The organism is Lentimicrobium sp. S6, from assembly GCF_013166635.1.
GTDB lineage: Bacteria > Bacteroidota > Bacteroidia > Bacteroidales > UBA12170 > UBA12170.
On the sequence record NZ_JABKBZ010000060.1, the window covers coordinates 1 to 14,784 of the forward strand.

Consider the following 14,784-nt stretch of genomic DNA (forward strand, 5'->3'; position numbering starts at 1 on the left):
AAAGTAAGATTGCATATGTTTTTTGACATAAAAAAGATAAAAATGTTTCATGTTTCTAAATTGGCCAAAATGAAACAGAACCATAATGGTTATCACCTCACTAGTTGATAAAATGGGCTTCCTTTTTGGTTTATTTCCTAAGGTGTGAGAATCCATAGTTTTGAAAAATTCAAAACAAAAATCATCTGCTAAATAAAATATTTCGGTAATTTTGTTGCTGGAGATATTCATGGGTTTTATTGTTAATTGTTTGATTGTCAGTCACAAAGATAATAAATACTCATGAAATCTCCTAATTTTATGGTCAAAAATATTACGATTAACAACTGAATTTCAGATAGTTAAAAACCGAACTCAGGTTTTGAATAAAATACTTATAATCTGTGTTTATCATCAAGCAATTTTAAGAACCTATCAAAATCAGATTCGAATAATTTATCTTGCACTATTCTAAATTTCTCATATTCATTTTCAGCTTTTAGTTTTGCTTCTAACATCGATATCTTACCTGTATCTCTTAAGATTGGATAATCAGATAATTCAAGGAATTTCATCAAAAATAATTCCCAATCTTTCATATTCATCACTTGGCGATTTGTAGCTCTTGTTTCAGCTAAGTCAAGATAAGCACTGACGATACGTTCCAAAGATTTTATATGTTCCTTATTCAAATAGTTTTTGGCTATTGAAACATCATTTTTTAAAATTTTCCCTTCGGGGGCTTGTTTCCATGTTTTCAAACCCATGTGTATTTTCAGAGCGTCGGCTTGTGTGTAAATGATTTCAGCAGCGGTTTTTCCTGTTATGGCCCAATGCAATTTATTTTGAACCGACGCAAAAAAGTGTTTGGTAATTTCATCCTTAGAATCATAATCGGCAGATAGTGCAAATATGTCTGTTATTTTCTGGTATAAACGGCGTTCACTCAGTCGGATTTCACGAACACGTTCCAGCATTTCATCGAAATAGTCTTGACCAAAGTGTTTGATTTGCTTTAGGCGTTCATCATCCATTGCAAAGCCTTTGATGATATACTCATGCAAAATACCAGTTGCCCACTTTCGGAACTCAATAGCCCGATGTGAATTTACTCGATAACCTACTGAAACAATAGCTCTCAGATTATAATATTTTACTTCTTTTTTTTGTGTCTTACCTTCTATGGCACCATGTTGAGTGGTTAGTGCAAAATTTGCACATACCACTTTCTCATTCAATTCTCCAGATTCAAAAATATTTTTCAAATGCTTACTAACGACACTTCTGTCTTTTTCAAAAAGCACAGAAATTAGTTTTTGAGTAAGCCAGAGTGTTTCATCTTTAAAGTAAACATCAATGTTTACTTTCCCATCTGATGTCTGGAATATGACAAAATTAGGGAACTTTTGTAAATCATTAGTATGTTGTTTTCTATCATTCATTTTCTTTATTCCTAGTCCATTTGCCTATAAAACTTTTCTTCTATTTAAATGATACGAAGATAAGATTAAATATCTCTGTATTGAGGGGATTTTATGATGTAAATAATTTTTGAAATTATGAATTTAGATTTAATGTAATTCTTTAACTATATGAAAACAGACTCCATCTCCACTCATTTTACCATTCAACTCATCTAACAAAATTAAATTCCTTTTGTGAAGAACGAAACTATAAACCTAGACCAGATTTATAAGATGGCTTCCTCTAATTCTTATGCTATTGATTTGTCTAAGTAGTCTCTGCAAGAAAAATCCGATAACTGCCTTATGCTTTTACTGAAAATAGTTATTGACAAAAGTCAACTCCTATATTTTTACAAAATGCAAGCCCTGCCTAGCCATCAGGCAGGCTTGTTCTCGAAGCTTTCTTATGATTGACTCATGGATAATGTATAGTTTTCTTGCAAGCACTAAATAGAAGTACTGTATTAGGTCGGATTTTCAATCCGACACTGTGGGATTACAAATCCAAGCAAGGGGTTTTACTGTTTATTTAGATTTGAATTTTTTATAACAAGTTTTGTTCATGGAGAGATTCTTCAATATCCAGTTTAATTAGTTCCCAATATTTATTTTTTAAACAAATGGGATCTAGATCTATATCGACTTGGCTAAAATCTATAAGCTTTTTAATAATTTCCATTGGTGTATAACTATAGGGAGATCTTAATGTATAAAATCCAATCATGTCCTGCCAAGTAAAATGTTCCATCAATTCATGTAAATCCCAGAAATCTTTTTTACGACCACTATGACCAATAACCTCTAGCTTCATGGCGGCAACTTCTTGTAATTGAGCTATTCTAATCCTTTTAGATTTTAGCATAGGAAAAACAAAAGTATCAGTATGAAATAAGTCAATTTTAATAGTATTCTGTTCATTATCTCCTACGAAATAAGACTTTCCCATACTATTATTGACACCATATCCCATATCTACAAAGTTGAAATGATGGAGGAGGAGTTTGTCAGTGATTAGGGTCGACGACCCGTACTCCGTACCTCGAAAGAAAGCATATTTGGATTTCAATGGCTGTATAAATACAAATAATAATTGCTCATTTTTAGGAATTTGGTGCAGCGCATCAATCTATTTATAGAAAGTAATGACTGTGTTTTTTTAAGCTGCAGAGCAGCGTACTATAAATACAATTACGCATTGGATTCTAATTTTATTTGAATACTAAATCTGGTTATGCAGCTTTATCGGATTTAAGGTGCAAATTCGAGCTAGTGGGGTATTAAATTGTTTATTTAAAATTCTCAACAGAATCAAATGCGTGTTAGGGTGCTATATATCTTTTTTTATAGGCTTAATTCCATACTTATAAAGCTTTTCTCCATCATCAGTTAATTTAAAACCACTAAACCAATCTCCTGGTTCTGTTGCAAATCCTCCACTTATGATCAATGTTTCGTATTCAAAATTTCTTGGACCACAACTAGTATGATTATTAGAAGTAATTTCATGACCAAATCTTTCAAGATCTAAGAAACCTTCATAAGCCTTTGGGTTTAATCCATCTAATGTTGTTAGAATTTGGATAAACTGGCTGTAACTTAGTTTCTCATTGACATAAGCTTTAAAAAGATTTGAAATTATAATTGTTTTCCCAATTTCAACATTTCTATCGATATATATCATCAGTTTCTCTGCAATTCATTTTGTGAATTTTTCATCACTTTGTACTTTTGTTCTAAATCGTTCTAGTTTCTTCTGATTGATCGAACCATCGTTAAAGCTAGAAATAAATGTCAATAGCTTTTTTGCAAACCAAAACTGATTGATTGCTATCCCAGTTCTAACTATTCCAACAATTGATTTTATTATCGGAATTTCCTTTAAGGTTTCATTTTCTATTAAATCATCAATATAAATTTCAGAATAGTCTATTGACAAATCAAATGTTGGATTAAATAGTTCAGAAACTAATTCATTGCTAATTCCCTTTTGATCTATAGGTTTGATTTTTTCTTTTGGTGTAATTTCTTCCATTTTTACTAATGTTTTAAAAAAGGTAAAGATACAGCTATTCTACCTTAAAGGAATGTAAAACAGATATTATAAATTATCAAAATTTATTAAATATAGTATTAATGAGATTTTTATTTTTAGTACCAACCAAAAAAAAAGCCCACTCTTACGAGCAGGCTTTAATATCATAAAACAAAAATCAACTATTGTTCTTCGTCCAATAGGATTTTTAGCATTTGAATTCCACATTGTGAAATTACTGTTCCAGGGCCAAATACTGCGGCTGCACCTGCTTCGTAAAGGAAATCATAATCTTGGTGAGGGATTACTCCTCCAACAATTACCATAATGTCTTCAAGACCTAATGCTTATTCAGCATAAATACCAGTCGTGATCTGTGATCCTTTTTTGAATTCTAAGACTGGATGAGTAATGCTTTTAAAGATATAGTTATTACCATCTTTTATAAAAGCCTCAAAATATAAGGTCGTGGGATTTACAATATAATCATTCAGGTCAAATTTTGCAATTCCTTCGGAGTTACTAAGTACCTGCATTTCTATAGTTGGTAATACTTCATTTAGATCAACTTCTTCTGTAAACATCATGATAGTATAGCCCGATTTGAGATTACCTTCTAGGTCTTTTACTGTGAAAATTACTTGGGTATTGCTTATGGTTGTAGTCGTAGTTGTTGTAGCTGTATTGGAAGTTGAAGTAGAATCTTTGCTACAACTTGAAAGAAATGTTAACACTAAAAAGGTTAATAGGAGGAAGGATACGTTCTTTTTCATTTTTTTGATGATTTGAGATTAAAAATTAATAGTAATAGATTTGGTTTGTCCTTTCTCGATAGTAACTGCCGAACTGCCAAGAACAACGTCGTTAGTTCCGAATACACCAAAATAGAAGGTGGTTTGAGAATCGATAACATCTAAATCAAATGTATCTTCTAAATTGAATTTTGCTATGCCACTGGATTCTGTTATTACTTTTTTATCTGAAAAAAACGAGGTGAAAAATGTTGTACTAGGCCCTTTTTGGTCCGAAAACATACAAACTGTAACTCCAGCTTGAGGAATAGATGATTCTTTTACAGTTACATTGACAAAGGCATCAGCTTCATCCTTTTTACATCCGGTAAAGAAAAGAGATAATAATAGCGTTAAAAACAATAATTTTTTCATTTGATAGGTTATTTTATGTTTAATTTTAAATGATCTCAACTTTTATACGAACGCAAAAATAAGAAAAATGATTTAAATAGCTAAGTAAAACGTAATAATACTATTTGGTGTCAGAATCAGTTGGTTAAGCAAAAAAAAAGCCCACTCAAAATGAGCAGGCTTAAATATCATAAAAGAAAAATCAACTATTGTTCTTCGTCCAATAGGATTTTTAGCATCTGAATTCCACATTGTGAAATTACTGTTCCAGGGCCAAATACTGCGGCTGCACCTGCTTCGTAAAGGAAATCATAGTCTTGGTGAGGAATTACTCCACCCACAATAACCATAATGTCTTCGCGACCTAATGCTTTTAATTCTGCAATGACTTGTGGAACTAAAGTCTTATGTCCTGCTGCTAAACTTGATACACCTAATATATGTACATCGTTTTCAACGGCCTGACGAGCAGCTTCTGCTGGAGTTTGGAATAGTGGTCCAATGTCTACATCGAATCCGATATCGGCATATCCTGTAGCCACTACTTTGGCTCCTCTATCGTGTCCATCTTGTCCCATCTTCGCAATCATAATACGAGGACGACGACCTTCTTGCGTTGCAAATTTCTCTGCTAATCTTGTTGCTTCTTGGAACATCTTATCGTTTTTAGCTTCTGCTGAATAAACACCAGATATAGAACGAATAACGGCGCTATAACGGCCATATTTAGTTTCTAATGCATCAGAAATCTCACCTAAGCTGGCGCGTTTCTGAGCTGCATCTACTGCCAACTCTAATAGATTACCTTCACCAGTATTTGCTGATGTTACTAAGGCTTGAAGTGAAGCTTGGACTTCTTCTTCGTTTCTATTGTCTCTTAATTTCTTAAGACGAGCAATTTGAGCCTCTCTTACTGCAGAGTTGTCAATATCTAAGATATCTAATGGATCCTCTTTTTCTAAACGATATTTATTCACTCCAACAATAGTATCTTTATGTGAATCGATACGGGCTTGCTTACGTGCTGCAGCCTCCTCAATTCTCATTTTTGGTACACCAGTTTCAATAGCTTTAGCCATTCCGCCTAGCTCCTGAACTTCTTCGATTAAAGCCCAAGCTTTGTCGGCTATTTCCTTGGTCATCGATTCTACATAATAAGAACCAGCCCATGGGTCGAGAGAACGACAAATTTGAGTTTCTTCTTGCAAGTAAATCTGTGTATTACGAGCAATACGAGCAGAGAAGTCGGTAGGTAAAGCAATAGCTTCATCTAAAGCATTGGTATGTAGAGATTGAGTATGACCTAAAGCCGCACTTAAAGCCTCCACACAAGTTCTTCCCACGTTATTGAAAGGATCTTGTTCTGTTAAACTCCAACCAGAAGTTTGACTGTGAGTTCTTAAAGCCATTGACTTAGGATTCTTAGGATTGAATTGTTTTACAATCTTAGCCCAAAGCATTCTGGCTGCTCTCATCTTAGCAATTTCCATGAAGTGATTCATACCAACTGCCCAGAAGAAAGAAAGGCGAGGAGCGAAGGCATCAATATCCATACCTGCATTAATTCCTGCTTTCAAATATTCTAAACCATCGGCTAATGTATAAGCCAATTCGATATCTGCTGTGGCACCAGCTTCTTGCATGTGGTAACCAGAGATAGAGATAGAATTGAACTTAGGCATTTTCTTAGAAGTATATTCAAAGATATCTGCAATAATCTTCATTGAAGGTAGAGGAGGGTAGATATAAGTGTTTCTCACCATGAACTCCTTCAAAATGTCATTCTGAATAGTTCCACTGAGTTCTTCGAGTTTAACCCCTTGCTCCAATCCTGCAACTATATAAAAGGCCAATACTGGAAGTACCGCACCGTTCATAGTCATAGAAACAGACATTTTATCCAAAGGAATTTGGTCGAATAAAATCTCCATGTCTAAAATGCTATCTACAGCCACACCTGCTTTTCCCACATCACCAGTCACACGCTCGTGATCGGAGTCATAACCTCTGTGAGTAGCCAAGTCAAAGGCAATAGATAAACCTTTCTGACCAGCAGCTAAGTTTCTGCGGTAAAAAGCATTAGATTCTTCAGCAGTAGAGAATCCGGCATACTGACGAACAGTCCAAGGACGCATAGCATACATGCCTGAATAAGGACCTCTTAAAAACGGAGGAAGTCCGGCAGCATAATTTAAATGCTCCATGCCTTTTAAATCATCAGCAGAATAAACCGGTTTTACCGAAATTTTCTCTGGTGTATCCCAATAGTTTTCAATCTTATGCTGCTTTTCCCATTCCTCAGTAGTCTGAGTGGAAGCAGGATTTGATTTAATCTGTATATTCTTAAAATTTGGTTTCATCTTTCTTCTCCTTTGATTATTCAATAATTCCCAATTCTTTTTGATAAGCGGTAAGCTCCTCAAGAATATTGGATTTCACATGAATCAATTTGCTTAAACCATTAGCCTTAAATTCTTCGATTAGGTTTTTAGGATATCCAGCAATAACACCAATAGTTGTGTCTTTAGTTGCTTTGGCAAATTCCATACCTACTTCAGCATAATCGTCATCGGAGCTACAAAGAACCACGATTTCAGCATTGGCAGCTTTAGCCGCTTTTAATCCTTCTTCGATAGTAGCGAAACCATTATTGTCTTGAACCTCAAAACCAGCAACAGCAAAGAAATTACAAGCAAATTGTGCTCTGGCTTTTCTCATGTTTAGGTTTCCTGTAGTCAACATAAATGCCAAAGGACGCTTGTTTTCTTTTGAATACATATCAGTAGTGAAACGAAGCATTTCGAAGTCTTGAGTCACACGGAATTGTTTCAAAGTTTTAACAGTGGCATTTTTCGATGTTAAATCGAATGGCTTTAAGCTATCAGGATTTATCACATGGTCAAAATGCTCAGTGAAGTTAGGATACTGGTTGGTACCTAAATAAATCTCTTTACGCTTAGCAGCAAAGTCTTTTCTTTCTTCAGCAGATTTTTCAATGTCATCTTGAATAAAGCCTTGTTTGATGGCTTCAGTATATCCACCTAGTTCATCCACTTTAAGGAATAATTCCCAAGTTTTTTCTATCAATTCATTGGTTAATGACTCAATATAATAAGAACCGGCAGCTGGGTCAGCCACTTTGTCGATAAAGCTTTCTTCTTTCAATAATAATTGCTGATTACGAGCTATTCTTTCAGAGAATTCAGTTGGCCATTCGAAATTGGCATTATATGGAAGAACAGTGAAAGAATCAGTACCACCTAATAAAGCAGAAAAAGATTCTGTAGTTGTTCTTAGCATATTCACATGGGCATCATATACCGTTTTATTCAAACTGATATTAGAAGAGTGGATATGCATTTTAGTTTTCTCGGCATTCTCAGGACCATATGCATTCACAATATTAGCCCATAAAGCTCTTGCAGCTCTAAGTTTAGCTATTTCCATGAAATAATTAGAACCAACACCAAAATGGAATTTAATGCGAGGAGCAATATCATCAACAGATAGGCCTTCGTCAGTTAAGCGAGTGATGTATTCAGCGCCCATGCTTAAACTATAAGCTAATTCCTGAACCACATTAGCTCCAGCATTTCTCAAATTCAATCCATTTACACTTAGTGTTTTGAATTTAGGAAGGAATTCTGCTGCTTGAATGAGCTGAGCAGCATGTTTGAAAGCATATTCTTCTGATTGGCAGTAATGGCCTTTGAAGGTTAAGTTGAAGAAAGGATCGAAATCCACAGAACCTTCAATATCCTCAGGTGCTCTATTATATTTCTTCACTAACTCTTCGTAAACTGCAATTACTTTGTGAGCACCAGTTCCAATTTTGAAGTTAACTTCTACGCTATCGGCTTGGATGTTCTCCATTAGTTTCTCAATATCAGAAACCTTTGCAATATATTTGTCACTAAAGATAAAGCATAATGAATTAACTCCTTTCATTAAAATATCTAAAGCTTTTTTATTCGCTTTTTCAACGTCGTCAACAAAAATATCTTGTCTTACTAACCAATCGTTATTATGTTTTTTGGTTCCTCTAACATAAGGGAATTGGTCTGGCTTATTATCCAGATAAGTGATGTTTTCAAGATCTTCGCTGCGATAAAAAGGTTTAACCTGAATACCTTCGGGACTATTCCAAAATAATCTTCTAAGATAATCGGCACCTTTCAAATCTGTTTTGATTTTCTCTTCCCACTGTTCAGTCGAAACTGGGGCGAAATCCTCAAACAGGTTTTGATTTGTTTTATCCTGACTCATAATTTAATATTTAAAATTCAAATGGTATTTCTTGAATGTATTTTACTATATTTTTCAATATGCAAATTTAAAACTTTTATAGCGTCCAAATCAGGTTTTCGTTAAAAGGATAACAATATATAATGAGTCTAATTATTAGTTGGTTTTTAATAAATCCAATTTAATGTCTAAGTGGAGTGTAAAGCAATTCAAGTTTCATGTAATCAATGTATTTGAGGCTACACTCGAATTAGTATTTTTGTAAACTGAGCTTTTGATTTTTAGAAAATATTAGGCCTACATTCTAAATAAGGAAGGGGAGACTTTTGTTAATGGACTTATCCAAAAATTTTAGAAAGTTTTTTTGGCATAAAATTACTATTGTGTTTTTTGGGTAAGAATAGTATGTGCGGTATATATAATATGATGTTCGAATTATAGATTAATTATCAATAGCGTCCGAATAATTATTAAAGATTCCTCGCTACCCATCGTAATGAACGAGTGTTTAGGCAAAGAATAGGAAGAAGGGGTTTGCTTTTGGCATTGAAAAAAGCAAACCCTTTCTTCCTTCCTATCATATTCTAATACGCTGTCATTGGCAACGTAATGTGATGAAATGAAGAATCTTTTTCACTATAAAAACTTGTATTGGACAGTATTGATTATTTATTGTTTTTTTTTTGATATCATTTGTGAAATAACTCAATCCTTATGGAGTTCTTGTATTTCTATTCCTCCCAAAAATCAACTCTATATTATATTACATCAATCGCCATAAAATCCTATTTTTGCAGCATGAGTAAAAAGCAAGAGTTAAGCCCAGAGGAAATCGTAGAATTTGGATTACGTCATACCTATGGTAAATTGGTAAAAGAAGGTTTCGAAATATTATCTGTAATGCCTGAAGTCAATATGGATCCACAAATTCTAGCCATAAAAGAAGATCAACTTTATTTTATTGTCATTAGAACTGATGTGTACCCTAATGTAGGTGACCTGCCTTCCATTTCACGAATTTCTCAAGTTAACGAGCATGCCAAAAAACACAATGCTATCACTAAATTTGTGAGCTTAGGAATTCTTAATGCTAATGCAAAAACCGAAGAAGAAAAATCGAAGCTCTATAAAGGAGGAGAGTTTTATATTAACTATTCGGGTTTAAAAGAGTTGGTTCGGGTTGTTGGATAGTAGGCCCAAGTTGACAGAATCTGTTGAAAATTAAATTGGGCTATTCTAATTTCAATTATTGAGGTGTTTAGACAAGTACTTATCCAAAATTATAAAATAAATACCTAACATTATAATATTTAGTCTTTTTCATTTGCCAATTGCCGACGCTTCGGTTAATGACGATATTATCATTATCGCTACATTCATTATAGCTAACAGCATCGTCATATAATGGGAGCGAAAAAAGCATGCTCCAAAACAAATAGTTCTACAGTTTAGTAAATCACGCTTATAGCATGTTAAATTAGATAATGCTAAGCTAAGTAAGAAATTGAACACCTCAATTAAATTTTGTAAAATAAATAAGCTAATCTTGGGCTTTATTCAAAAGCATAGGTACAAAGCTAAATCTACCATGTTCACTTTTTTCAAACTCACTCTCTGAAACTCTTGTGATACTTGTCATTTCTTGAATACCCTCTTCAATATCTACAGGGATAACTAATTTACCACCAATTTTTAATTGTAATAAAAGGTCATTGGGAATAAAAGGGGCTCCCGCCGTTACAATCGCTTTATCAAAAGGGCCGAATGTGGGAAGTCCTTTATAACCATCCCCATAAAAAGTCTTAATATTTCTATACTTTAATAGAGCGAGGAATTTTTTTGTTTTCTCGTAAAGTTTTTTTTGGCGTTCTATGGTGAATACTTTAGCTCCCATTTCAGCCAAAACACAAGCTTGGTAGCCAGAGCCTGTTCCTACTTCTAGTACTTTGTCCCCTTTTTTAATCTCTAATAATTGTGATTGAAAAGCTACAGTATAGGGCTGAGATATAGTTTGCCCACTTCCAATAGGAAAGGCTTGATCCTGATATGCAAAATTTAAAAAGCTAGAATCCAAGAATTGATGGCGTGGAATATTATTGATGGCTTCTAATACTTCCTCATCATGAATTCCTTTATTTCGTACAATTCCGACTAGTTTTTTGCGTAATCCTTTATGTCTGTAGTTGTCCTCTAACATTTATTAAATTTTTTTGCGAAAATAAGGAATTACTAGTCCATAAAAAAAATTACTTTTGCAAAAAACAATAAACATGTCAAAACTAAATATTGGCCTTCTTGGAGCAGGGCATCTTGGTAAAATTCATTTGAAATGTATACGTCAAGTTGAGGATTTCAATCTCATTGGTTTTTTTGATCCAAATGAAGAGAATGGTAAGAAAGTGGAAGCAGAGCTGGAAGTGAAACGATTCTCAAGTATCAAAGAATTGATCAATGCTTCAGATGCTATTGATATCGTTACTCCGACTATGAATCATTTTGAATGTGCTGAAATGGCTTTGAAAGCTGGAAAACATGTGTTTATTGAAAAGCCAGTGGCCAGTTCTCCAGAGGAAGCAGAGAGATTATTGGAGTTAGAGAGAGAATTTGGAGTTAAGGTTCAGGTTGGTCATGTGGAGCGTTTCAATCCTGCTTTTGTTGCCGTTCAAAATAAATTTGATTCTCCAATGTTTATTGAAACTCACCGTTTGGCTCAATTTAATCCTCGTGGTACTGATGTGCCAGTGGTTTTAGACTTGATGATTCACGATCTGGATATTATTTTAAGTACGGTTAAGTCAAAGCTGGTTAATGTAAGTGCAAGTGGTGTAAATGTAGTTAGCGATACTCCAGATATTGCCAATGCTCGTTTAGAATTTGAAAACGGTTGTGTAGCCAACCTTACTGCCTCTCGTATCTCGATGAAGAACATGAGAAAGAGCAGATTCTTCCAAAAGAATGCTTATATATCTGTGGATTTCTTGACAAAAGAATCAGAGATAGTTAGTATGTCGGATGTGGATGAGAATGATGTAGATCCTTTGGCTATGATTTTAGAACTTGGTGAAGGCAAAATAAGCAAAGAAATTCATTTTGAGAAGCCTATTGTTGAAGAATCTAATGCGATTGTTGAAGAACTGATTAGTTTTGCTAAATCAATTATTAATGATACACAAACAGCAGTAACTTTAAATGATGGTTATCAGGCCTTAATGGTAGCTCATCAAATAGTAGAAAAAATTAAATCATAATACTAAAATCAAATTCTAGACGTTAGCAAATTGAGTTCATTTTGTTTAAAGCATTTTCATGATAAAAATCTACCCTAAACTTTTGTTTTTGGTTTCTGTCCTTCTTTTAGCCTCCTGCGTGAAGAAAATGGATGAAACTTACATTCCTTCCTATATTAATATTGATGAAATTAATGTCTTAACATCGAGTTCGCAAGGATCGTCCTCAAGTTATATTACCGATGCTTGGGTGTATCTAGATGGGGATGATAGAGGAGCCTATCCTTTACCATCTCGTATTCCATTATTGGCAGAAGGAGAGCATTTGGTGAAAATAGCACCTGGAATTAAATTAAATGGCGTAGTGGGAACTCGAGTTCCTTATCCTCTGATGGAGCCTGTAGAGGTAGATTTAAACTTGATAAAAGATAGTGTTAAAAACTTGAATATCGATGTTAGATATAGGAGCAATAGTAAGTTTGAGATGATTGAAGATTTTGAAAATTCAAATTTAAAATTTGAAACTACTACAAATAATAAGGCTACTTTTAGGACAACACATTCTTCCTCTGATCCTTTAGATTATGTTTTTGAAGGCGTGCATAGTGGAGGAGGCTTTTTAAATGCAGAAAATAGTTATTTTCAGATTATCACCAAGCAATTATTCGAAGAATTACCTAAACAAGGGGTTCCAGTTTTTATTGAACTCGATTTTAAATGTAATACAACCATTGTGCTTAGTGTGATGTCTTATAGAAATGGAATTGGTGAATCACAAGATTTGATTTATTTGAGTACAACCGATGAATGGAAGAAAATATATATTAATCTAACAAGCACTATTAGTTACGATACTGATGCTTTTCAATATAAATTTCTTTTAAGTGCCAATCATAATGCCAATCTTGAAGAATCAGTGGTTCTAATAGATAATTTTAAACTCATATATAGAGATATAGAAAACTAGCAGATGAATAAATCTTTACAAAAACTTAAGTATATTCTTTGGGATTTATTGGCTGCAAGTGTAGCTTGGAGTCTTTTTTTTATTTATCGTAAGCTACTCATAGAACCCAATATTTTTGAACATTTAAATTTCGTTTACGAAGATGTGAACTTTTGGGTGGGATTGATTATCATACCTATATTTTGGAATATCCTATATGTTTCAACTGGAACTTATAGAAAGGTCTACAGAAAGTCAAGATTAAAAGAACTCAGCCAAACCATAACCTCCTCAATTATTGGTGTAGCAGTTATTTTCTTTACACTTATTCTTGATGATCAGATCATTTCTTATAAAAACTATTACGATCTCATTTTAGTACTTTTTCTAACTCATTTTATTATTACCTATACTGGTCGTTTATTAATCACATCCAGAACTATTCATCGTATTCATAAAGGAGCAATTGGTTTTAATACTTTAATAGTTGGTAGCAATGGAAATGCTGTAAAAGTTTATAATGATTTAATCAATCAAGAATATTCTTCTGGTAACTTCTTTATCGGCTTCGTGAATGCGAAAGAGTATAAGAAATTCAAAATGAGCTCTATACTTCCTCATTTAGGTACGGTACAAGATATTTCACAAATACTAACTGATTATCATGTTGAGGAGGTTATTATTGCTATTGAGCGTTCAGAAACGGATTTGATTACTTCTATCATTACTGAATTGGAAATGCACGATGTTGTGATTAAAATCATTCCACTATTTCAAGATTATATTTTCGGAAATATTAAAACAAGTGGGATTTTCCAGACTCCTTTGGTTGAGATATCTCCAGATTTAATGCCAGCTTGGCAAATTACATTGAAAAGAGTATTCGATATAGTAGTGAGCATCATTGCTATGATTCTTTTGATTCCTGCATATTTAGGAACAGCCATAGCAGTTAAATTAGGAAGTAAAGGGCCTATCATCTATTCTCAAGAAAGAGTTGGTTTGCATGGTGAGCCTTTCAAAATGCATAAATTCAGATCTATGTATAGCGATGCAGAGAAAAGAGGAACTCCTCAGCTTTCAAGTAAATCGGATCCTCGTATCACTCCTCAAGGACGTTTTATTCGTAAGGTTCGTTTAGATGAGATTCCTCAGTTCTTTTCTGTGATTAAAGGTGATATGTCCATTGTTGGCCCAAGACCTGAGCGACAGTTTTTTATCGATAAAATATCTGAAAGAGCTCCGCATTATAGACTTCTTCATAAAATTAAGCCTGGTATTACAAGCTGGGGACAAGTTAAATATGGTTATGCTGAAAATGTAGACGAGATGATTGAGCGCTTGAAGTATGACGTTCTATATCTGGAAAATATGAGTTTGGCCATGGATATGAAAATTCTTATTTGGACTGTATTAATTGTGGTTCAGGGTAGAGGCAAGTAGGATTTAAATATTGACCCTCCAAGACTCTTATTTTGAAAAACACACTTAATCAAGAAATACATACATGCATTATCCCTAGCATTAATGAAAAATGTGAGAGTTTTGGTAGACTTATTCATTAAGATATGATATATTAATTTCAGGAATCTCTCAGAAAACAGCCTACCTTCGTATCGGTTTATACCGTTTTTTGATTTCAATTAGTAGCTTCTTTATTTTGCTGTATAATAATGTATCCTACCACACCAGCAATTGAATTCTTATTGAGTTGCGGATATTTGGGCAGACCTTGTTTTGTTTA

General features: G+C 33.7%; 14 protein-coding genes. 4 read left to right on the top strand and 10 right to left on the bottom strand.

The genetic code is table 11. From position 1 onward, the window contains the following. Positions 1-374: 374 nt before the first annotated feature. The 9 genes from HNS40_RS16705 to HNS40_RS16745 all read right to left on the bottom strand — a co-directional run bounded on the left by HNS40_RS16705 (position 375) and on the right by HNS40_RS16745 (position 8,888). Positions 375-1,421 (bottom strand): virulence RhuM family protein, encoded by a 1,047-nt coding sequence (locus tag HNS40_RS16705; protein ID WP_172282939.1) that lies wholly within the window; start codon positions 1,419-1,421, stop codon positions 375-377. 568 nt (positions 1,422-1,989) lie between these two features. Continuing rightward, on the bottom strand, positions 1,990-2,511 hold the full coding sequence (locus tag HNS40_RS16710) for a nucleotidyl transferase AbiEii/AbiGii toxin family protein (protein ID WP_172282942.1): 522 nt from the start codon (positions 2,509-2,511) through the stop codon (positions 1,990-1,992). Positions 2,512-2,772: 261 nt separating this feature from the next. Next, positions 2,773-3,126, bottom strand: coding sequence for a hypothetical protein (locus HNS40_RS16715; RefSeq protein WP_172282944.1), 354 nt, complete (start codon positions 3,124-3,126; stop codon positions 2,773-2,775). Between the two features lie 15 nt (positions 3,127-3,141). After that, entirely contained in the window at positions 3,142-3,477 is a 336-nt protein-coding gene (locus HNS40_RS16720) for a hypothetical protein (protein WP_172282946.1), read from the bottom strand. A gap of 182 nt (positions 3,478-3,659) precedes the next feature. After that, positions 3,660-3,803, bottom strand: coding sequence for a hypothetical protein (locus tag HNS40_RS16725; RefSeq protein WP_172282948.1), 144 nt, complete (start codon positions 3,801-3,803; stop codon positions 3,660-3,662). A 21-nt stretch (positions 3,804-3,824) separates the two neighbouring features. Then, positions 3,825-4,250: a hypothetical protein gene (locus HNS40_RS16730; protein ID WP_172282950.1), complete on the bottom strand. Its 426-nt coding sequence runs from the start codon at positions 4,248-4,250 to the stop codon at positions 3,825-3,827. Positions 4,251-4,268: 18 nt separating this feature from the next. Next, positions 4,269-4,643 carry a hypothetical protein gene (locus HNS40_RS16735; RefSeq protein ID WP_172282952.1) on the bottom strand — a complete coding sequence of 125 codons (375 nt, stop codon included), beginning with the start codon at positions 4,641-4,643 and terminating at the stop codon, positions 4,269-4,271. Between the two features lie 185 nt (positions 4,644-4,828). Beyond that, positions 4,829-6,982: a methylmalonyl-CoA mutase gene (scpA, locus tag HNS40_RS16740; RefSeq protein ID WP_172282955.1), complete on the bottom strand. Its 2,154-nt coding sequence runs from the start codon at positions 6,980-6,982 to the stop codon at positions 4,829-4,831. Positions 6,983-6,998: 16 nt separating this feature from the next. Continuing rightward, positions 6,999-8,888 (bottom strand): methylmalonyl-CoA mutase family protein, encoded by a 1,890-nt coding sequence (locus HNS40_RS16745; RefSeq protein WP_172282957.1) that lies wholly within the window; start codon positions 8,886-8,888, stop codon positions 6,999-7,001. A 777-nt stretch (positions 8,889-9,665) separates the two neighbouring features. On the opposite strand from HNS40_RS16745, the gene HNS40_RS16750 reads away from it, so the two are divergent. Then, a complete protein-coding gene (locus HNS40_RS16750; RefSeq protein ID WP_172282959.1) occupies positions 9,666-10,058 on the top strand; it encodes a hypothetical protein in 393 nt (130 codons plus the stop codon). 349 nt (positions 10,059-10,407) lie between these two features. Here HNS40_RS16750 and HNS40_RS16755 read toward each other — a convergent pair whose 3' ends face one another. After that, complete coding sequence (locus tag HNS40_RS16755) at positions 10,408-11,064, bottom strand: protein-L-isoaspartate(D-aspartate) O-methyltransferase (protein WP_172282961.1); 657 nt, start codon at positions 11,062-11,064, stop codon at positions 10,408-10,410. Positions 11,065-11,137: 73 nt separating this feature from the next. On the opposite strand from HNS40_RS16755, the gene HNS40_RS16760 reads away from it, so the two are divergent. From HNS40_RS16760 to HNS40_RS16770, 3 genes are read left to right on the top strand one after another with little or no spacing between them, the layout of a single operon-like run. Next, positions 11,138-12,115: a Gfo/Idh/MocA family protein gene (locus HNS40_RS16760; RefSeq protein ID WP_172282963.1), complete on the top strand. Its 978-nt coding sequence runs from the start codon at positions 11,138-11,140 to the stop codon at positions 12,113-12,115. A gap of 58 nt (positions 12,116-12,173) precedes the next feature. Beyond that, a complete protein-coding gene (locus tag HNS40_RS16765; protein ID WP_172282965.1) occupies positions 12,174-13,061 on the top strand; it encodes a hypothetical protein in 888 nt (295 codons plus the stop codon). A 3-nt stretch (positions 13,062-13,064) separates the two neighbouring features. Then, positions 13,065-14,483: a sugar transferase gene (locus HNS40_RS16770; RefSeq protein ID WP_172282967.1), complete on the top strand. Its 1,419-nt coding sequence runs from the start codon at positions 13,065-13,067 to the stop codon at positions 14,481-14,483. The last annotated feature ends 301 nt before the right edge of the window (positions 14,484-14,784 follow it).